The organism is Amycolatopsis sp. FBCC-B4732, from assembly GCF_023008405.1.
GTDB classification, from domain to species: domain Bacteria; phylum Actinomycetota; class Actinomycetes; order Mycobacteriales; family Pseudonocardiaceae; genus Amycolatopsis; species Amycolatopsis pretoriensis_A.
Genome location: NZ_CP095376.1, coordinates 1,753,414 through 1,774,072, shown reverse-complemented (window position 1 = coordinate 1,774,072; position 20,659 = coordinate 1,753,414). Strand labels below are relative to the sequence as shown.

General features: G+C 67.2%; 11 protein-coding genes. 7 read left to right on the top strand and 4 right to left on the bottom strand.

Annotation, left to right across the window (positions count from 1 at the left end; all coding sequences use genetic code 11):
* Nucleotides 1-11 precede the first annotated feature (11 nt).
* Nucleotides 12-671, top strand: a complete 660-nt coding sequence (locus MUY14_RS07375; RefSeq protein ID WP_247022008.1) for a hypothetical protein — start codon at nucleotides 12-14, stop codon at nucleotides 669-671.
* Nucleotides 672-1,871: 1,200 nt separating this feature from the next.
* Here MUY14_RS07375 and fxsT read toward each other — a convergent pair.
* Nucleotides 1,872-4,376, bottom strand: coding sequence for an FxSxx-COOH system tetratricopeptide repeat protein (gene fxsT, locus MUY14_RS07370; RefSeq protein ID WP_247022007.1), 2,505 nt, complete (start codon nucleotides 4,374-4,376; stop codon nucleotides 1,872-1,874).
* 166 nt (nucleotides 4,377-4,542) lie between these two features.
* Here fxsT and MUY14_RS07365 point away from each other — a divergent pair, with 166 nt between their 5' ends.
* The 5 genes from MUY14_RS07365 to MUY14_RS07345 all read left to right on the top strand — a co-directional run bounded on the left by MUY14_RS07365 (nucleotide 4,543) and on the right by MUY14_RS07345 (nucleotide 14,262).
* Nucleotides 4,543-4,746, top strand: coding sequence for a hypothetical protein (locus MUY14_RS07365; protein WP_247022006.1), 204 nt, complete (start codon nucleotides 4,543-4,545; stop codon nucleotides 4,744-4,746).
* A 1,464-nt stretch (nucleotides 4,747-6,210) separates the two neighbouring features.
* Complete coding sequence (locus MUY14_RS07360; RefSeq protein WP_247022005.1) at nucleotides 6,211-6,846, top strand: hypothetical protein; 636 nt, start codon at nucleotides 6,211-6,213, stop codon at nucleotides 6,844-6,846.
* Nucleotides 6,843-11,894: a CHAT domain-containing protein gene (locus MUY14_RS07355; protein ID WP_247022004.1), complete on the top strand. Its 5,052-nt coding sequence runs from the start codon at nucleotides 6,843-6,845 to the stop codon at nucleotides 11,892-11,894. The genes MUY14_RS07360 and MUY14_RS07355 overlap by 4 nt, the downstream gene beginning before the upstream one ends.
* Nucleotides 11,891-12,211, top strand: coding sequence for a hypothetical protein (locus MUY14_RS07350; protein WP_247022003.1), 321 nt, complete (start codon nucleotides 11,891-11,893; stop codon nucleotides 12,209-12,211). The genes MUY14_RS07355 and MUY14_RS07350 overlap by 4 nt, the downstream gene beginning before the upstream one ends.
* The gene (locus tag MUY14_RS07345) at nucleotides 12,211-14,262 is read left to right on the top strand and encodes a hypothetical protein (RefSeq protein ID WP_247022002.1); all 2,052 of its coding nucleotides are present in this window, start codon (nucleotides 12,211-12,213) and stop codon (nucleotides 14,260-14,262) included. Before MUY14_RS07350 ends, MUY14_RS07345 begins: the two co-directional genes overlap by 1 nt.
* Nucleotides 14,263-14,965: 703 nt before the next feature.
* Here the strand turns inward: MUY14_RS07345 and MUY14_RS07340 are convergent.
* The gene (locus tag MUY14_RS07340) at nucleotides 14,966-17,944 is read right to left on the bottom strand and encodes a hypothetical protein (RefSeq protein WP_247022001.1); all 2,979 of its coding nucleotides are present in this window, start codon (nucleotides 17,942-17,944) and stop codon (nucleotides 14,966-14,968) included.
* A 220-nt stretch (nucleotides 17,945-18,164) separates the two neighbouring features.
* On the opposite strand from MUY14_RS07340, the gene MUY14_RS07335 reads away from it, so the two are divergent.
* A complete protein-coding gene (locus MUY14_RS07335) occupies nucleotides 18,165-18,368 on the top strand; it encodes a hypothetical protein (protein ID WP_247022000.1) in 204 nt (67 codons plus the stop codon).
* On the opposite strand, the gene MUY14_RS07330 is transcribed toward MUY14_RS07335, so the two are convergent.
* Together MUY14_RS07330 and MUY14_RS07325 are read right to left on the bottom strand one after the other, a co-directional pair.
* The gene (locus tag MUY14_RS07330; protein ID WP_247021999.1) at nucleotides 18,365-19,384 is read right to left on the bottom strand and encodes a hypothetical protein; all 1,020 of its coding nucleotides are present in this window, start codon (nucleotides 19,382-19,384) and stop codon (nucleotides 18,365-18,367) included. The genes MUY14_RS07335 and MUY14_RS07330 overlap by 4 nt on opposite strands.
* A gap of 84 nt (nucleotides 19,385-19,468) precedes the next feature.
* Nucleotides 19,469-20,470: an IS481 family transposase gene (locus MUY14_RS07325; protein WP_247021998.1), complete on the bottom strand. Its 1,002-nt coding sequence runs from the start codon at nucleotides 20,468-20,470 to the stop codon at nucleotides 19,469-19,471.
* Between the last annotated feature and the right edge of the window lie 189 nt (nucleotides 20,471-20,659).

Here is a 20,659-nt window from a genome sequence, read left to right as displayed (position 1 = left end):
ATAATTGTGTCATGAGTCAAAGTATCTTCGGTGGCGAATCAGCAGCCCAAGCAGACTCAGACGGACGAGCGGGTGGTTCCGGCGGGCCGATCACCTGGACCGGCCCGGGAGACTTCGGGCAACCGGCGGCCTTCGACGCCAAGACCGGGTCCGCGGCACCCTTGCTGGCTGGCTTCTCCCTGGCCCTCCTTGGCGTGGTGGCCCAGGCCCCGAGCTCCTTCCGATGGCCCGGCGCGACGCTGACGGTGCTGACCGTCGTAGTCATAATCCTGGTGGCGTGCGTGCAGTTCGGGTTCCGGGGCAGGGCGGTCCTCTACTCCAAGAGTGACGTGCAGGCGTGGGGCCCGCTGTCAGCACTCGGGCCGGCGGCGGACGAGCGGCTTCGAGCCCACGTCCAGGCCCGGGACATGGCCGAGTGGCGCCGATGGCACCGGCGGTCACGGCTGACCTTCAACTTGGGGATCGTGGTCTTAGGCGTGGGCCTGGCACTCCTCTTGGCGCCGCCGTTGAAGTACTCACCGGATCAAGCGTTGACGACGTCAGAGGCGGTCTGCCGGTGGATCGGTTCCGGCGTCGCGATCCTGGGCACGCTGCTGGAGCTGGTCTGGATCGCCTACGACGAAGTGGCTGCTGGTTTCACCAGGAGGGGAGAGGAGCGACGTGGACAGTGAACGGAGCGATCCTCGGCTCACTGAGATGTGCGTCCATCAGGTTCCGCAGCACAAGTGCCCTCTCTGCCCGCGCCCCGACAGGCTGACCGCCGTCGAGCTGATCAAGTCGATGCGCGAGAAGGCGACCCAATCGTTTCGGCGGCGAACTGATTATAAGGAGAGCGGGCAAGGCGAGGAGAACCAGGCCCACGACAACTAGCCTCGGTCTCCAAAATTCGATGATCATGGCAGAAACTCCGTTAATGGATCTTGATTTGGGGTCGGCCAGTCCGGTCCGGTGGAGAACGTCACACCAACCTCTGCCGGGTTCTGGTGACGCAACGCCGGTCACCCGATTGGCTCAACATCGCGATGATCGCCGCCGGTACTTGAACAGGCCTAGTGCCGCATCAAGCAACGTTGGGTAGGCAATCCGGTCGGCGGATCTTGGAGTTGACGGCGAAGCGGCGTTTGGGGTGGCCGTGGCGGTTGCGCCAGCGCAGGTAGCCGGCGATCGCACCCTCCTGGGCGGCGTGGCTGGGGTAGTCGCTGCCGGCGAGGGTGAAGTAGCGGACCGCGGTGAATTCGCACTCGATCCAGTTCAGCCAGGAGGCGTTGGTGGGTGTGTAGACCAGCTCGATGTCGTTGGCCGCGCACCACGTGACGACCTCGGCCTTGCCGTGGGGTCCTCACAGTTGTCGCAGACCAGATACAGCTTCCCGGCCGGGAAGTTGGTGGGCTTTGCTTTCCGACTGTGCGCCATCAGGGACTTGAACCCCGAACCCGCTGGTTAAGACGCGGCAAGGCCGGCAAGGTCATGCTGGTGCCATTGCCGCCAGCGTCGGCCGGGCGATCGACCGAGCCGTCGGCAACCGCGATCACGGTCCCATCCTGCTCATCCGACGAGACGCCCGCACGGACCGACACTGCGCCACCCGACGGCTACGCCGACTGGCCGAAGCGTCAGTCGTGCAGCTCCCCCGGATGCACCCACACATGTGCGATACGCCTTCGTCACCACCACGCTCCATGCCGACGTCGACCTCCGCGACGTCCAGATCGCAGCTCGCCACGCCAAGAACCTCGACCGGCACCCGAACTACATCCTCGCGGCGCACATGGCATCCGCAACCTCACACCCAACGCACTGTCTTGCCGACGAGCGGACGTTCTACGCGTCGCCGTCTGCCCCGCTTCGTAAACGACCGCCTGGCGGCAACTTCATGTCGATCGCATTCCGTCGATGAGCGACCGGATGGTCTTGGTCGTGGGGTGGTCGGTTCCCAGCACCCCCTCCCAGCGGGCGAGGGTAGCCTCGTACAGCGGAATCGCCCGCTCCAAATCACCCATCGCCTCGTACGCGCTCGCCAAGTTGTTCCGCGAGAGCAGCGTGTCGGGATGGTCAACTCCCAGCACCCGCTCCCGATCGGCGAGAGTGACCTCATACAGCGGAATCGCGCGCCCCAAATCGCCCGTCGAATCATAGGCGTAGGCCAGATTGTTCCGCGAGGTCAGCGTGTCGGGGTAGTCAGGTCCCTGCACCCGCTCCCGGTCGGTGAGGGTAGCCTCGTATAGCGGAATCGCTCGCTCCAGATCACCCGCCGACTGGTAGGCGTAGGCCAGATTGTTCCGCGAGCTCAGCGTATCGGGATGGTCAACTCCCAGCACCCGCTCCCGATCGGCGAGGGTGGCCTCGTATAGCGGAATCGCCCGGCTCGGATAACCCGCCGCCCGGTAGACGTAAGCCAGGTTGTTCCGCAAGCTCAGCGTGTCAGGGTGGCCCGGTCCCAGTACCCGCTCAAAATCGGCAAGAGTAACCTCATACAGTGGAATCGCCTGCCGCAAATCGCCCGTCGACTCGTAGGCGCTCGCCAAGTTGTTCCGCGAAGTGAGCGTGTACGGGTCGTCAGGTCCCAGCACCCGCTCGCAGTCGGCGAGCGTGGCCTCAAACAGTGGAATCGCCCGCCCCAAATTACCCGCCGATTCGTAGGCGACCGCCAGGTTGTTCCGCGAGTTCAGCGTGTCGGGATGGTCGGGACCGTTGAGGCGCTGGTAGCTGTCACGGGCGCGGGTGAGGTAGTCAATGGAGGTGCCGACCTCGCCTTGCCCTTTGAGGTAGAGGCCCAGCTCGTTGAGCAACCGGCCGGTTTGCGTAGTGTGGACGTCGGGCTTGGTGTGTTCCAGAAGAGCCTGCGCATGATGCAGGACCATCCGATAGACAGGCCAGTCAGCGGGAGAGTCCGGGTCAAGATCGGAGAGGGCGGCCGCGAGAAAGGTTGCGGCGCTGTTTCGGGCGGCCGCGATGTCGGCGGGCTGACGGTGCGGGTCAGCGGGGTCGGGTGTGCGGGTGACCGCCTGAACGAGACGATGCACTGCCACAGTGTCTCCGGTCAGAGTGACCATGCTGTAAGCCGCCAGACGGCCCAGCGCCTCAGACAGGTCCGGTTCCCCCAAAGCACCAGCCAACAAGTTCCGGGGAATGCCGTCCGCTGCGAACCAGGCCAGCTGCCGCAGCACCTGCCCCGCAGCCGGAGTGTCGGCGAGGCGGTCGAGGGTGACGTGCCAAACTCTGGCCATCGTCCTTTGCGCGTCACCGCCCTCCGCCGTCGCGGTGAACATCCGCGCCGGAAACCGCGCCAGCAGGTCCAGATAAGCGGCAGGGCTGGTACGTGTCTGAGCTAAGTAGGCGCCTGCCTGCTCGACCGCCAGTGGCAGCCACCCCAGCTCAGCGCACAACCGGTTCGCGCCGGCCAGGTTCGCGTCCGGCCACTCCGACTGCACGATCCGGGCCAGCAGTGCTACCGCTTCGTCCTCGGTGAGCATATCCAACGGCACTGTCTTCGTAGCCCGCCATCCTGAGCGTTGGCGGCTGGTGATCACGACCGTGCCTGTCCGCACCCGGCTCAGCAACCCCGCCACATCCTGCGGGCCGGATACGTTGTCCAACACCAGCAACCAGTCCTCGTGGGTCGCCAGCCATCGCAGGCACAGCTCCACGCGCTGTTCGGTGGGCAGTGTCGCCGTCTCCGGCGCCAGCGCGGCGGCCAGCTCTCCCAACCCCCTCTCTACCGCTGCCGGCGAGTCCGCTGCTACCCACCACACTGGTGAGAACCGGCCGGTGTGCAGCCCCGCGAACCGAGCGGCCAGGGTGCTCTTGCCGACCCCGCCCAAACCGTGCACCGCAACCACCACCGCACGACCACCCGATCCGGCCACCACCGACTCCAGCTGCTCCAGCTCCTGGACTCTGCCGACGAACACGTCCGGCTCGGCCGGGACACGACCCACGCCCGCAACGGCTGGGAGCGACTCCATCGCCGGCACGCCCGAACCGTCAGTACCGCCGCTGCGTAGGTCGTCCTCGACCGGCACCGGCTGGGCGACCCCGGGGTACGCAGGAGACGTTGTGTTGGCCGGGCTGGCTCGACGCCACAACTGTTCGGCCTCGTGCAGCTTCGTCAACCGGCCTGCAATGTCGCCAGCGCCGTATGCCAGATGCACCACGTTCCGCACGAAGTCCCAGTCCGGTCGCTTCTGCGCGTTGACCCGGTTCGACAGGGTCTGAGCGGACACGTTCAGACGCCGGCCGACTTCCCCAAGCGGTTCGGGGCAGCGATCCAGGAGTTCCCGCAGGAACTGCGCCAAGGCACGGGTCTCAGGGGTCTCAGCGGTGCCGCCGATGAAGCGAGCCCATCGCCTCGGCTGGCCGGGGAGACGCTTGGCCACCGGGCCTCCGTCCTGGATGTCACTTGATGTAACGACTTGCCTCCGCCTGACCTGCGTGAATGCCCTCACGCCGACGCCGGATGACGAGCAGCGATCGTACCGTCTCAGGGTCTGGATCACACGGGTCGGACACGGGCCACGGCCTGAGGCCGGGAATGGGGTCGTGATGTGGGGGTTCCTCGCAGGAGCGTCGCCGTACGTCGTGGTGGCCGTGCTGGTCGTCACGATGGGAACGGTGCTGGTCATCACGCGGATGGTGAAGACCTCCGCGCACCCCATGTGGGTCCGACTGCGGTTCCTCGGGTTCGAGGTCTCCCGGGAAGCAGACAAGGTCGATGATGACCCGCTCGACTCCACCAAGAATGACTAACGCACTCTTCTGCCGCGGATAGCACGTTACCCGTCGGGCGTCGCTCAGTGGCAACTCAACCTGCGAGCGCGCAACCGAGGTCGCTCATGGCTACAGTCCGAAAGCAGGACACCGCTAATCTGGTCCCGCACCCCCGAGTCCAACTCGAGATGTCGCCGTTGCACTGGATATACGACATGGACGCGGCCAGTCCCCTCACTAGTCTCGCCGAGGAAAGCCGGCAACACCACTCCACGACCGCCGAGCTGGCGACGGCCGCCGAGTCGGCCGTTCAACCGCGGCGAAATCCGGTTCGCTGGGTCACGCCTGCAGTGTCGCGTTACGGAACGTCGTGGTTCAGCCACCGGAGCCCGTAGGCATATCCCTGCTGCGGGCCAGCGAACTCCTGCGCCACCTCACACGCATCATCCAGCGCCAGCGGCGGGCCCGGCGGCGACGGATCGGCGAGCACGGAGTGCGGCACCCGATCCACCAGCCACACCATTTCCGGCGGTCGCCGAGGGTCGAACCGGACCCGCACGCTGAGCGACTCGCACGTCATCAGCGGCACGAATATGTATGACGGCCGGATGGATGCGCCGTCCCGTACCCGGAACGCCAGCGAGTAGGTATGGGTCTCGCCCCGCGCCAGGGGGCGTGGCAGGTCAAGCAGCCAACGAAAGTGTCGCTGCCCCCATTCGCTCGGCGTCGGTGATCCGGACACCGTGCTGGGCGTCGACAGCCACCCGCCGCTCGCCGTCGTAACCGTCGTCGGGGGTCACGAGTTGGTGTCGTCGATCCGCCGCTGGGCACCCATCCGACCGCCCCGAACCGCAGGTCCCGCACGACCGCGACCATCAGTAGCGCGCGAGCTGCCGCTCCGATACCCACCCGTTGTGTCTCCACTGAAACACCTGCCGGGGTTGCGGCGACTACTCAGCACGGAATGACGGGTGGTTGCCATGGTGGATACGTGCTTTTTGTGCACTGTGGGGGCCGTCAGCGCGATGACCAGTCCGGCGGCGCAGTCCACCGACGAGTTCGGTACGTGCTACGGCTGCAATGTGCATGCTTGCCCAAAGCACGGCGAGCGGTTGGAGCAGCACCTCCGGTGCACAGACTGCCCCTGCAGGACCTTCGCGCGGCGGGCGCTCGCAGGCGAGGAGCGCATCGCCATGTTCAGACGTTTGTTCTCGTGTGAGACGGCATGCTCTGCCAGCCGACGCAGCACGGTGCACCTCTCTCGCCAACGGGATGTTGCTGGCAGCCCTCGGCCCGCCGGTGAGCTGTGGAGACGGCCGAATATCCGCATCCACCTCGCCCGGCCCACCGTCCGCCAGCGGCAACGGGCAAATCGCTGCGAACAGTCCGGCAACGAGTTGGAGATGAACAGACATCTCCGGCAGGACCAAGTGTCGTTGGCGCACCGGTTCGTGATGGCAGCGGTCGACCGCAATTTCTCCGGCAAGCACGGAGATCCTGACCGTGGATGAGCAGTCGCTGTCCTGGCCTTACTGGCTCACTCGGGCGATCCTCGCCAACGGCCAGGAGGCGTGGATGGATGCGGTGTGGTCGGTCGGCGGGTCGCCGCCGTACGGAGGGGTCTCCTACGAAGAGGGTGCCGCGGTGTACGCACTGCTGGAGGCCTATCAGGGACCAGGCATGGCACCCAGCAGTGCGTACGACGCGGTCGCGGCGCACCTCGGCGGCGCTCCGGATTCGGTGCTCGCGCTCGAGATCTTCCGGTTGCACGACGCGATCGCCAGCCGCGACGTCGCGCACGCGACGCGCGAGGAGATTGACGCCGGCAAGGCGCTCGCGCAGGACCTCCAGGACCCGCGCGCCGCACTGTACTTCGAGCTGCTCGACGGTGATCTGGCTCTCAGGGACGAGCGCATCACCGAAGCGAGGGATCGGTTCCTCGCGTGCGCCAACCAACTGAACGCGATGGCGGTAGAGGATCCCGTCTACGTCACCCGGCTGGTCGACGTCATGGTGAACGTCGCCACGCTCTCGGTTCGCGACGGCGACTTCGACGTCGCGAAGACAATGGCGACCGCTCTGCAGCTGCTGGGACAGGCTGACCGGCTGGGCGAGCTCCGGGAGGTGCTGCTGGGATGAAATTCACCGAACTCCTACGCAAGGGCAGCAACTTCCTCGAGTCGGGAGATGCCGTGCGCTCCCTCGAGGCGTACACGCGCGCCGAGGCGATGAATGGGGACGACCCCGCAATGTGCGGGGCCCTCGGCGACATGGCCGTCGCCTACAACCGGATCGGCAATCCCCAGAAGGCGATCGCGACGTACGAACGCGCGATCGCGCTCTGCCAGCGCTACGGGGACGCACTCAACCTGAGCCGCTGGACCACCAACCTCGTCGCGCTGCTGATCTCACGCGGCGCGAACGAGCAGGCCGAGAACCTGCTCCCCCAGATGCTCGAGGCCGCTGAGGCGACCGGTGACGCTCGCCAAGTGGGCGCCGCGGCGTCCACGGCCGGGCAGTACTTCGCCGAGCAGCAGCGATTCGCGGAAGCCGAGGAGTGGTTCGCCCACGGCCTGGAGACCGCGTCCGGCCCGCCGGAGATCGAAGCGCTGCTGCGCGACAACCTCGCCACCGTGCGCCTCGCGCTCGCCGATGCGGCATTCGCCCAAAACCGCGCGACAGACGCGTCCGCAGTGCTCGGACGCTTTTTCGCCGATCCCCCTGCAAGCGACGACCTCATGCTGCGCGCGCTTATGCTGCGCGGAAGCCTCGCGGAGCGCGCGGGCGATCCCCATCGCGCTCGGAACGACCTCCGAGCCGCGGTGGACATCGCCCGTCGTCTCGGCTACGACGAGATAGTCACTGCCATGACGCAGACGTTGGACGCCGAGCCCAGTAGCGGACTGCGAACCAGCGCACTCGCCCCGGAGAAGTTCAGAGCCGAGATCGACGCGGCGCTGGACAGTCACGACGTCGAAGCGGAGCTCTCGGCGCGCGTGAACTACGCCGCGACGCTGTTGCAGCACGACCTGGGCGACGCGCTGACCGCATTCGACGAGACGATCCCCAGGCTCCGGGCACGAGCTGACCGGCGACGCGAGCTGGTGCTGAGCCTCAACTTCGTCGTGCCAATCCTCGAGATGGGTGAGACGGGACGAGCGGTCGCACTGGCACAGCGGTGCGTCGAGATCTCCGCGACGGCCCGCGTCGACCATCGGCTGCTGGCCTACCTGCTGAGCGGCCGCGTCGCCGTCGACGCTCAACACGACTGGACGGCCGCCGTCGCCGCGTTTACCGAGGCCGCCCGCCTCCTGGAGGAAAGTGATCTCGACGCCGATGACCGCGAGCTGCTGCTGCCGGAGGTGGCGGAGGCGGCTACGCGACTGCTGGAGGCCGATGAGTTGGCGCTGGCGCTGCGGCTGGGCAGAGCGGGAGGAATGGAGTTGCCTGACCTGCCGGTCACACCGGCGGTCGCGGCGCTGGACGTGGACGCGCTGTGCGCGGCGACCGATCCGCGCCTGGACGGGATGCTGAGCCGCTGGCGGGCCTCGCCCGTCCAGCCGCGCGCAGTCACGTCGCTGCTCGACCTTTTCGACTACCTGGCCGAGCGCATGGACAGCGGCGTGGCCACGACTGTGGACGGCGCATCGGCCGGCGGCCCGGGCGGACTGCTGCAGGTGGCAGAGCTGCTGGCGCAAGGCCACGTCTCGGCTTCCGACGCGGAGGCGGCCACACGGTCTCTGGCGGTCACGACCGACGACGCGACCGCACTCGTTGCCTATGTCGCGCGTCATGAGAACGTCGAACGCGGCACCCAGTCAGCGCTGGTGCAGCTGGTCGTGAAGACCACGGACAGTGCGCCGCTGGCGGCGTGCCTGTGCCGGTTCCTGATGCTAAGCGCTCCCGGCTCGGCGGCGGCGCTGGCGCATGCTCGTCGCGGTGTTGAGCTGCTCGGGGACGCTGACATCGAGATACGAGCAGACCTCCTCAACGAGACGTCGGTGAACCTGCAACAGCTAGGCCGTGCGGAAGAGGCGATGGCGGCGGCGCAGGCCGCGGCCGATGCGGCCGGACGCCTGGGGCTCGAGCAGATCGAGGGCATGGCCCTCGGTAACCTCGCCTCGTCGTTGCTCCAGCTTGGTCGCGCGGACGAGGCCATCCCGGTCTTCGAGCAGCTCGAACGCGACCAGGAGCGGCGTGGCGAGCTGGACCAGCTCGAGCTGACGCGCTACAACCTGCGAGCTGCCCGCGCGGCCGCCGGGTCAGACGAGCAGTTCGCGGCTGAGAGCGACGACCCGGACGAGATTCTGCAACGAGCCGCACTATTGACGCGCCAGGGCGAGCCCTACGCGGCCGTAAAGCTGTTCGAGCGCGCGTTTTCGCAGATCAAGTCGGGCCAGCCCTCCGCCACGGAGTGGGGTGCACGCGCCAACTACGCGATCGCCCTCCACGCGCTCGGACGCGTCGACGCCGCCCTGGACCAGCTGGACGCCGTCGCCCGTCGCTACGAACACGACAACCCGGCACTCGCCGCCCAGACCCTCGGGCGCATGGTCACAGCCGTCAGCACCCAGCCCCTGCGGGCTCGCGGCTACGCCGAGCGCGCGGTGCGCGCAGCGAACGCCTCAGGAGACCCGCGCGTGCGAGCGCATGCGTACGCCGTCCTCGGCGCGCTCCAGCACGAGGGCCAGCAGTTCGCTTCCGCGGTCGACGCGTTGAGCACTGCCCTGAAGCTCGATGACGATCCCAAGGTCAGGATCATGCTCGGCGACGCGCTCGCACGCGCCCGTCGGCCAGACGAGGCGCTCGCACAGCTCGACGAGGTCGATGCCGAGTCGGTCGAGCCTGCCAGCCGCGTGCTGCAGCGCGCCGCACGTGCCAATGCGCTCGCGGAACGCGGAGACCGCATCGCCGCCCTGGTGGAGCTGCGGACCGCTTACGCACTCGAGCTCGAGCATCAGGCGGAGCTGGATCCGACCTCATGCTTCGGGTCACGGGCGCTCGCGTTCGCGTTGCTGGAGGACGGCGCGGTAAGCGAGGCGCTCACGGTCCTGGAGTCGGTGACGAGCCGCCTGCACAACGCCGGCGTCGAGGACCCGGAGCGGCTGGTCGGGCTGGAGACCGCACAGACGCTCAGCGCGATGGGCGACGCGACGGGCGCCGACGCAGTGCTGGCGCGCATCGCCGAGCGGGCCACGGCAAACGGCGACGACACCCGGCTCGCCCGAGCCCTCTGCATCCGCGCAAACGTGGCGATCCAGCGCGGCGACCTCCACAGCGCGCTCGACTACGCACAGACGGCACGCGATTTGGCAACGAGCGTCAGCGACCGCCACGCGGAGGCGACAGCAGTCGACCTGGTTGGCACCGTCGAGCGCCTCGAAGGCCGCTTCGACCAGGCCGCCCAGGACCACGCGGCCGCGGTGCGGTCCTTCCGAGCGGCCGACTCGCCACGCGACGAACTGGTCGCACTACTCAACCTCGCCGAGGCGCGCTACTGCGCGCGCGACCCCTATGGCGCGGAGGAGACGCTGGTCGAAATCGACTCGTTGCTGGACGACACCAGTGCGCCGGCCATGCTCTGGAACGCGCACCTCCTCTCAGCGCTTGTGATGGCCGACAAGGGGCAGTGGCCGGCGGCGCGCGAAGCGCTCCGCACCTCGTTCGAGCTCCTCCACGGCTCGGACCTCTCGGGCGCAGCCGGGTCCGCACGCCAGCGTCTGCGCAGGGAGGAACGCGTCCACCGGCTGGCGACTAACGCGGCGGTCCGTGCCGACGACGGTAAGTTCGCTCTGGAGATCGTCGAATCGGGGCGGGCCCGGTTCTTGCGCACGGTGATGGAGCGCCGACGCAGCCGTCCCGCCGGAACGTCCGACGCGGACTGGCTGCGCTACGAGCGCGCTGCGGACGCACTGGCCGAGCTGCGCGTGCGGCGACGCAACGACCTGCTGTTACCCGACCCTGAGCTCGCGCGCGAGTCGTCGGAGGCGGAGCGCGAGCTCGCGCATGCGACCGCCGCGGTTTTCGGCGAGCACCAGCCCGACAAGACCCGCTCGCCGTTCCCGCGCTTTGAGGACCTGCTTCGCCCGTTGCCGGCCGAGGTGGCTGTCGTGGCGGTCGACGTCGTGGAGGACGGCATCCAGCTGGTATGCGCCGGTCGGGACGCGACCGGAGCGCTCTGGTCGGAGGCGGCACTCGATCCGCGCATGACACGCGCTGACCTGCCCGACCCCGAGCAGCTCCGCGACCCCACAACGCTGGCGCGGCTGTGCCGGACGCTGGGCCGGCAGCTGTGGCCAGCCGTGCTGGAGCGACTGACCGCCGACACGTCGCGGCTGGTGGTGCTTCCGTCTGCCCGGTTGGCGGGCCTGCCGCTCGGCGCGGCCACGTTGCCGGAGGGACGGCGGGCGGCCGAGCGGTTCTGCCTCACGTTCGCTCCCAGCCTCTCGCTGATCTCCGATCGGACGTCGCGACCTGCGACAGGGCTGCTTGGCCAGGTCGTCGACCCCACGGGCGATCTGCCGTTCAGCCGCTTCGAAGCGCGTGCCGTTGCGGCCCTCCATGACGGTCCTACCACCGTATGCCCCGGCCCTGCTGCGACGCCGGACGCCGTTCTCGAGCTGATGCGTTCTGCCGACGTGCTGCTTTTTGCCGGGCACGCCGCCTTCGACGTCGACGACCCGGTGCGCTCCTTCCTGCGATGCGCGCCCTCACGTGACGACCATGGGCGGCTGACGGTGACGCGGACGCTGGGCGAGGTCGCTACTCCTCCCGATGTCGTGGTCCTCGCGGCATGTGAATCATCCTCGTTCACCCCGGACGACCCGTTCGACGAGCTCGTCGGCCTGCCGGGCATTCTCCTCGCCACGGGCACACGCTGGGTCGTCGGCTCTCTGTGGGAGGTCGGCGACATTGCGACGTCGCTCCTCGTGCCGGAGTTCTTCCGGCGCTGGAACTGGGGCGCGGTTCATCCTGCCCGCGCGCTCGCGCAGGCGCAGGCGTGGCTGCGTGAAGAGGTCAGCTATGACGACGTGGCTCGGCTCACGGACTCGTTAGCACGCGAGGCACCGGACGACGAGCGCCTGCGGGCCGCGCGCGACGAGTGGGCCGCACGCCGGGGCGACGACTCGCCGGCGTTCGCCGACGAGCTGAGCTGGGCGGCCTTTACTGTGACTGGAGCGGCATGATGGAAGCGACAACACTCACGATCATCGGCGCAGTCGCCTTCGGAGTCGTGGTCGGCTGGATCACCTATCGGACCCTGCGTCGTCGCGAGGATCCCGCCCAGCTCTCGGACCTCGCGGCGGTGATCGGGGCAGTGAGCGGCGGTGCCGTGACTGCGATCCCGTTCAAGGACCCGGACGTCTTCGCCGCCTACTCCATCGGGCTCGCGGTCGGATTCTTCGGCTACCTCTTCACTGCAGCGCTCCTGGTGAAGGACAGGAAGAAGGTCGACGAATGGCTCGGTGAGCCCCGCAAGCGCGACGAGTTCATGGACGACTGATGGCAGACTTCGACGACCTTGTCGCCAACTTGCGACGCAACTGGGTCAGGTTGCCCGCGCTCGCCGGGCCGGGCTGGCCAGAGCTGGAGCGGCAGCTCACGCGGCTCATAGAAGAGGGCGAGTTCGGTCGCCTGGCGCCGCTGGTCGCCGCAACGCGCATCCGCGTCGCCGTGGCGGGCTACCCGCAGGTCTACGGCTTGGTCACGGGCACGGCGGAGCCCGAGAGCCCAGACACCGAGCCCCCGGCGCCGAAGGACGTGCGCCGTAAGGGCGACGGCCCGCCGAAGGTCGAACCTCGGCGGCCGCCTCGCTACATGAACCTCGCGTTCGTCCGTCAAGAGGACTTCACCCGCGTCCCGGCGACCCAGGGCCTGCGCGCCGGAGGCGGCTACCAGCTGCGGGTCGACGTCGGCGAGTTCTCACCAGAGTCGATCATGGACCGCAACAGTCCGCCCGTGTCGGAGAAGTGGCTGCCTCCAACACAGCAGGGACACTGGCTGGAGCTGACCGTCACCAGCGAAGGCTTCCGCGTGCCGACGGAGCCGACCCACCTTTACCTCCCCAGACAGGGCGCCAGCTTCACGTGTCCGTGCCATCCCGGAGGCACACACACCTGCAATGTTCGCGACCGTGATGACTACGCGTTCCTCACGGTGACGGCTCCCCTGGAACCAGGCCTCGGCCGCCTCCGCGTCGCGCTGTGGCACAGCCGCAACGTCGTCCAGTCCGTGCTGGTTGAAGTCGACGTGGTGGCACTGGAGCGGGACCCGGGACGTCAACATGCGCACGTCGACTTCACGCTCACCCAAAATCTCAGCGACGTCGAATCCCTTCGAGCGCGAGCGGCCGGCGTCCTGGTCAACGAGCGCGGCGGCAGCCACACGCTGGTCCTCAATGGCGCGGACGACGGCATTATCACCGTCGATTTCAGCGAGGGGACGCTGCTGACGGCGATGGACGCCTTCCGTGCGGCGCTGCTGAGGGCTCACCTTAAGCAGGACGGCACCCAGCGCCGCAGCCTCCTCGGTCCTGCCAACGAAAAGTCACGGCTGGGGCTGGTGAAGGACCTCGCCCGGCTCGCGCGCGTGGGAGCCAAACACTGGGCGGCGTTGTATCCGCATGCCCCTGAGGCACTGCCCGCGTTCGCCGAAGCACAGGGCGACGGGATGCAGATCGCTCGCGTCGAGAGCAGCCGGTTCGTCTTCCCGTGGGCAGGGATCTACGACCTTCCGCTCGAGCGCAGGCGGTCCGGCCACTACGACCTGTGCCCCCTCGTCGAGGAGTGGGACGATCGAGCACCGTTGATCGACGGCTCTCCGACGCGATGCCCGCGTGAAGCCGAGCACGCCCGGAAGAACATGCTGTGCCCCTTCGGCTTCTGGGGGTTTCGCTTCGCGATAGAACAGCCGGCCTCGACACGCGGTAGGTCGCTGCCGTTGCAGATCCTCCTCCCGTCCGCACCGGCGGCCACCATCGCACAGAGCCTCGCGCTCGACCGGGAGATGGCGGACACCCATCTTGCCGCGGTGGTTTCCTCGTTGCCCGGGTTCAGTGTCCGGGAGGCCAGCTCAGCCGACGAGGTCTGCGAGGCGCTCGGCGAGCACGCCCTCGGCCTGGCGTACTTCTATTGCCATGGCCGGGGGACACCCGACGACGCTTGGATCGAGGTGGGGCGCAACGAGGCCATCTACCCACAGGACATCGCGACGTGGGCCGTCGCCGACTGGGTGCCGCGTGACGAGCACTGGTCCACCACGCGGCCGCTGGTGATCCTTAACGGCTGCCACACGGCCGAGCTCACCCCAAATTCGCCCGTTAACTTCGTCGACGGTCTGTCCAGCGCGGGTGCAGCCGGCATAGTCGGGACGGAGATTACGGTGTCACAGCGCCTAGCCGGCGAAGCCGTAGAGTTGTTGCTCGAGGGTCTCATCAGTCGGCGGCTTCCGGTCGGCCAGGCCCTTCATCAGATGCGTTCGCGCCTGCTTGCCAAGGGTAACCTGCTCGGGCTTGCGTATACCGCATACTGCTCGAACGACTTACGGTTTGTCTGAGCACGAACCCACCACCCGGATGCGGGCGGCAATGCGGCCATTCGAGTGCAGATCAGCCCTCGGCACGTCATCGACGCCGACCGACTGCGTTCCGCCCTCGGCCTGAATTCGCCGCAAGCACCGAGGTACACGATGAGCAATACCGCCCGCCGAGCCACCATGACGCATGGTGCGTCCCCACGTCGCGCCGGCACCCGACGTCGGCCAGCGCGCTGCTGGCGACTCCGGGCTGCGATTCGCGTTCTACGGGCGAATGTCCACGGTCGAGTTCCAGGACCGGGAGACGATGTTCAAGATCGTCTCACCGGTGTCGCTCACCCGATACAGCGGCTTGAGGCAATCAGGGTGACCGCACCGCCACGCTGTTACGTAGAGCTCCTTGATCGTCGACTCGCCCGGCTTGGGGTGCACGATCGGCGGCCGTTTCCGGGCTGGCATAGCTCCATTCTCAGCCTGGCCTCCGGATCGCTGTCCACGGGCCCTCCCCCTGGTCGACCGAGGTGGCACCCGGAGCCCGCCTTCTTCTCCTGTCACCCAGAGTCAGCGTCGGGTCCAAAGGTGTAGCCACCCTCGGTGAGCACGACACCTTTGAGCACGGACATGCGGAGATGCCGAGTTGCGATAAGAGTCATTATCGCAAATCAGTACCGCCTCAGAGGCGCCGACCGCAGATGGATTGACAATTCTCCGAAGCACATGAAAGTCAGAAGGGGCACGTGTCCTCGGTGATTCCCGCGAGGTTCCACCGTACGCTTTCCCACTGCTCCTGATCCGGCTCACCTTTCCGAGAAGGGGCCCATGCTAAGAAGCGCTGCCCTTCGGGCGGTGATGCGGAGAACCGGCGGGCTGGCTCTGACTCCGCCACCGGTCCTTGGTCGATCCAAGTCGCGTCAGGATGTCCGATCAGGACCTCTGGAGTTGGGACCTGGGCGCCGCCAATGGGGATCAAATCTGCTTCGACGCGGATCCAGCTCGGCACCTTTCCCTCTGGCAAGACTGCGTCGGGCAGGACTCGATCCCACTGCACGATTTTCCCTTGCCACAGCAATCGCATCTGTCGCAGTCGGACTCGTTGGAAGAACGTTATCGGCTCCGTTGCCGGTTCGATGTTGCGACCGCTGAGCTCCTCGATCGCGACAACATCCTCAAGCGTCTCGATGAGCTGCTGCAGCTGATCGACTGCTTCCGGCCGGCTCGGTGCCGTCTGGCAGGACACCACTGTCGTCCCCTGGACGAGGTAGGTCATCGTGTGAGCTCGCTGCATGTTCTGTAGCGCGCGGTGCGCTGCCAGACGGACTCGATTCGAGTCGCCAACGATGGAATGGTCGATGGCGATCGGCCGCGCGCCTTCGTCCTCGACGCGAAGTTGGACGTGCGAGATCACGCTGTCTGCCAGCAGCACCCGCCAGTGCAAAATGTCGTCTTCTTGGTGACGGTCCAGGACGGCGGCGTCGTACGACGCAACGATGCCGCCGGCAGTGTCGGTCAGGTCGACCTGCACGTGGCTGGTCCGGTCGCGACGCAGTTGGCTGGTGAGTGTGACCTGCTGCCACTGCTCACCGAGTTCCGTCAGAGGTTGATTCCAGTCAGGCACGGTGCCCACCGGTCCCACATACGCGGTCGCGGACGCCAACACGAGCTCTGTCGAAGCCACAACGACGGCCGTGTCCCAAACCGTCCGTTCAAGCTCGATCGTGTTTGAGTCGTGCAGTTGCCGGACGAACTCGAGCGTGCGGGAGCTCAGCGACGCGAGCCGGGAGATCACGCTGACCGCGGCGGCGTACCGCTCCTCCAATGAGAAGGCCAGGGCGTCCTGCTTCCAGCCTGTCGCGTCGGCATGGACCAGGTCGGCGTAGATCCAGCCGGCGGCCAGCTGATTGTCCGTCGCCCGCCCCGTGGTCTCCGTGTCGTCGGCGTTGCTCAGCCACATCTCGTAGACCTGGACGTCTCGTCCGAGCGACATGGCTGTCCACTCTGAGGTCAGCTCGGTCAGCTGCTCGAGTTCACGGCTCCCCGGTGTTGACGCAGCCTTGATCATGCGTTTCAAGGCGGCGAGCACCTTCTTATAGAAGATCGATTCTGATTCGAGCGTCAACGGCCGAACCCTCGCTGCCAGCGATTCGAAGATCTCCTGGTCGGCAGGCAGCGAGCGGCTGAGGGTGGCCGTGCCGTCCAACGCCATTCGCAGCGTGAAGTTGTCCTGCATCAGCTTCGTGAACGACTCACGGTCTTGCATCAGGGAATGTGCGGCAACCCGTCGCGCTCGGAGCACGAACCGCTCGATCGTCTCCTGATCGGAGACACCCATTCCCTGTCCCGTCACTCGAGGGTAAACAACTCCTCGCAAGATGAGGTGTGCCGCACGCCGCATGACCCGTTCAACGTCGTCCACGATTGCCTCTAGGCTGGTCGTCGGTGTCCCGTCCAGGAGATGCGCCGGCCGCCGCGCCGGGTCATCACCATGGATCTCGTCGTTACGTAGCTGGTAGGCCAGGGACATGAAGGCTCTGATCTTGTCCGGGCTGGTCGCCAGCACGACGTCCTCAGCCAGTAATGCCGCGGCGCCTCCAGCGATCACGGCTCCCTTTGTCTTGCTCTTGACACCGTCGAGCTTGATGAACAACGCCTCCGCGCTGGTCATGAGGTCGACCAAGCGATCCTCGGTCACGCTTCGTGAGCCGGAGGCGACCAGACGACGCAGTGCGGTCTGCAGCGCGCGGTTGCTCTGGACATCAGGGTCTGCGAGGAGGCGGAAGACTTCACGAAGATCGCCTAGCTGATCGCTGTCCATTCGGGTCGGTCGGTCCAGGTCGGCGAGCCCGACCGGCGAGAGTATCGCGCTCGATCCGAGGTCGAAGGGAAAGTCCTCGTCGTGCTGGATGTGGATCGGGCGCGTCGCGCTTACCGAGCCGCCGCACACGATCCGCAGAGCCCTGACGAGCTGCTCGGCTGGCCCGGACAAGGATGGGAACGGCCCCGCGACCGGGATACCGGACAGCTCATCTGCGCCGGAACGCACCGGGAAGGACCGCTCCACGACCAGCGCCCACTGGTTGAGCCAGGAGACCTCGAACGATGTTGGGCCGCCACCGAACTCTCCGGGTACGGCGTGGACTCGGATGGCTGTGCTGAGCTGCTGGTCCGTCATCGGCTGCAGCTCGAGACCGTCGGCCAGTGCGATGCTGTCGAGTCCCGGAGTGATGAACGCGTTGAGCGGCACATACTCGACCATCCTGATTTCCGCGGCGAGAAGGCCTCTTTCCAGGCGCGCGTAGGACGCTTCGAATGCGTCCTCGTCCACCTGGTAGGTGCCCGTGGCCAGGACGATCGGTTCCAGCAGATGCTCGACGAGTAGCCAGCTGAGGCGCCGGAATTGTTTGGCGAACTCGGTTCCGACCACGGTGTCGACGCGGGAACGGATGACCGGATCGGCGTTGATGATCTCCCGAACCGCGGTCATCTCGGGGAAGGTGTCGAGCCAAGCAACCGTCGAGGCCCGTTCTGGCATGTGCCAAGCGGTGGCTCGCAGGGCCACGAACGACGACTGTGAAAACCGCCGCCAGTGACGCAAGTCCGGGAGTGGCCCGATCACAGGAGCATCGTCATGTTGGAGGAGATCGTTGAGGGCGGCGCCCGTCAAGGCCTTGAGCGCGTCGTACAGCTCTGGTCGGCGGCAAAGCATGGCGTGTCTCCGTGTTGCGAGATGTGGCATCAAGCTGATGGCCGCCGGTGGCGAACAGAACAGGATGCCACATGCTGCGTGCCATCGCACCCGGCTTTGGTTCACACGTTCGAGTGACCCTGCTGGCCAGCGCGGCTCGCCGCAAAATCCGCGACGCGGAATCAACGTCGCAGTCCACGCCGACCGACTCTCGCCCGAGCGGCTCTCTGTCGTCCTCGCGGTGATCTACTTAATCTTCACCCGCGGCTACACGTCAGGTGGCGACAAGCCGGAGCACCGCGAGCTGCAGCCCGCCACGGACGCGGACACCAACGCGGCCGTCGATGCCGCCTACACCGAGAAGTGCCGCAGCCAGGCCAGCGCACTGGAGCCGATAGTCGCCGAGACGGCGGCCACGACGACCGTCCGGCTCGAACCAGCCTAGCCCGCGACGTGGTACAGCACCCCACCGAAATCGACTCGCCAGACGTCATCACCAGTGGAGGCGAGCGAAATCGTCTGGTTGGCTACCGGATACGTCGCGACAACCTTGGCGTCCTCCCCGACGTGGACAATCGCGTGTTCCGGAGAATTCACCGCACCCCAGACTCCTCGGGAGGCTGGCGTGAGCGAATCGAGACGGGCCGCGCCGACCGCAGTGACGGTGTAGTCCGTTGTAGAGACGCGGTGCGCTGGGCTGCCGCCGATCCACGCCGTGGTGCCCAGCGGCAGAATGCTCGCGTTGCTGATGTCGGTCCCGGGCAGCACGACGTCCGTCCGTGTACCCCCATCCGAGTTCAGCACCCGTACCGAGTGGGGCCCTCCCGGAACCCACACGGCCCCGTCGGGCGCCACGCCTACCTGCTGATTAGTGCTCTGCCCTCCCTCAGGGGTGGACACCGTGGCGATGACGACCGCCGTTCTGGGGTCGAGCCGGGCCGCCGTGCCTTCGGTCATCGCGTCGGCGAGCCAGACGCGGTCGCCGCTTGCCGCGAGCGCTCCCGACGTGCGGCCGTAGCTGATCGGGGCCAGTGCGAGGCGCGCGGTCATTGCCGCGCTGACGGTGTCAATGCGGACCACAGTCGAGCGCGTCACGTCACCGGCCTGATCGACGACTTCGGCGATCGCCCAGAGAGTGTCGTGACCATCGGAAACCAGCGCCGCGAAACTCGGCCTCGAGCCGTTCGGGAGCGTCGGCCACAGCTCCGTCGCGACTTTCACGGTTTCTGTGGCGGTGCCGCAGAACGGATCCAGCTTGGCGATCAGCCCCTCCCGCAGCGCTACCCACACAGCCCGGCCGGCAACGGCGGCGTACTGGACGAAACCTGGCGTCACGACGGGCGTTTCGGTACCCGCAGGCACGGACGGCCGCGCACACGCCGATTGCTCGGCACCCGAGAGGGTCGTCGGAGTTCCGTCGAACGGCCCGCAACCGGCAGTCAGCAGCGCAGCGGCCAGCAAGCATCGAAGCCTTGACTTCCCTTTCACGCTCCAGAGGGTCGGCACGACCCGGTCGCTTGTTACGAGATCGACATCGCCTTGGCGCTAGATGTATGAGGCCATGACGTTGGTGACGCCGGTGTGGAGCCGGGTGACCGGTGGCTGGTTCCCAGCGGCAGTGTGTGGTCGATGGTAGTTGTAGTGGATGTTCCAGACGGCCAGGGCTGCGGTGCGGTGTTCTTCACTGAGCCAGACATGGGCGTAGAGGAACTCTTCGGCCAGGATCCGGTTGTAGCGCTCGACTTTCCCGTTGTGGCGTGGGGTGTAGGGCGTGATCCGCTGATGCCGGGCTCCGCGCAGGACGGTGGCGAAGTCGTTCGCGCGGTAGCAGGCGCCGTTGTCGGTGACCAGGCGGTGGATGTGGGTGATGCCGTGGCGGGCGAAGAAGGCTCGGGCGCGGTGGACGAACCCGATCGCGGTCCGGGCGGTTTCGTCGGGCAGGGCTTCGGTGTAGGCCAGGCGTGAGTAGCCGTCGACGGCGGAGTGCAGGTAGGTGTAGCGGGCCCGCTGGCCTCGGGTCTTGCCGCGGCGGGCGCGTTTGTCCTGGTCGCTGCCTTTGCCGTGGATGCGCCAGCCGCCGCCGTCGGGGATCCGGCCGGTCTTCTTCACGTCCAGGTGGACCATGTGCCCGGGCCAGCGGGCGATGATCTTGCGGGGTTCCCGGTTGGTGGCGCCGGTGGGGTCGATAAAGCGGCGCCGGTTGAGCCCGAGGTGCAGCAGGTGCCGGCCGACGGTGCGGACGGAGAGGGTGATGCCTTCGGTGGTGAGTTCGGTGGCGATGCGGCGGGCGGAGTACTTGCGTTGCCTGCGCAGCTGCTCGATCCGGGCCACGACCTCGGCGGGGGTGGCGGTGGGCTGGTGGTGCGGGACGCTGGGCTGGTCGAGCAGGCCGGTCTCGCCATAGCGGCGCCAGCGGTTGACCCATTTGGAGGCGCATTGCCGGGAGATGCCCATTTCGGCGGCGACGTGGGCGATCGGGCGGGTCTGGCAACGCGCGACGAGCCGGCGGCGGCCCTCGAGGGACAGTGGGGCATTACGGTGGTGCACGGACGGGTCTTTCTCCTCGGCGGATGTGTTGGTCGCACTTCTCATCCTGCCGTCGAAAGACCCGTCCCTCGTCTTAGGCCTTCGCCCACGTCACCAACGTAATGACCCGCAACAGCTAGACGTCGCCGTCGGACCGGGCGACGCCGCCGACTACGTTGGTCCGGGAGTCGTATTGCTGCTTCCGTGCCT

What these genes read in the sequence shown, in the direction of transcription:
- MUY14_RS07375 (WP_247022008.1), top strand. Translation starts at nt 12, where the DNA reads ATGAGTCAAAGTATCTTCGGTGGCGAATCAGCAGCCCAAGCAGACTCA.
- MUY14_RS07365 (WP_247022006.1), top strand. Translation starts at nt 4,543, where the DNA reads ATGTGGGGGTTCCTCGCAGGAGCGTCGCCGTACGTCGTGGTGGCCGTG.
- MUY14_RS07355 (WP_247022004.1), top strand. Translation starts at nt 6,843, where the DNA reads ATGAAATTCACCGAACTCCTACGCAAGGGCAGCAACTTCCTCGAGTCG.
- MUY14_RS07350 (WP_247022003.1), top strand. Translation starts at nt 11,891, where the DNA reads ATGATGGAAGCGACAACACTCACGATCATCGGCGCAGTCGCCTTCGGA.
- MUY14_RS07345 (WP_247022002.1), top strand. Translation starts at nt 12,211, where the DNA reads ATGGCAGACTTCGACGACCTTGTCGCCAACTTGCGACGCAACTGGGTC.
- MUY14_RS07340 (WP_247022001.1), bottom strand. Translation starts at nt 17,944, where the DNA reads ATGCTTTGCCGCCGACCAGAGCTGTACGACGCGCTCAAGGCCTTGACG.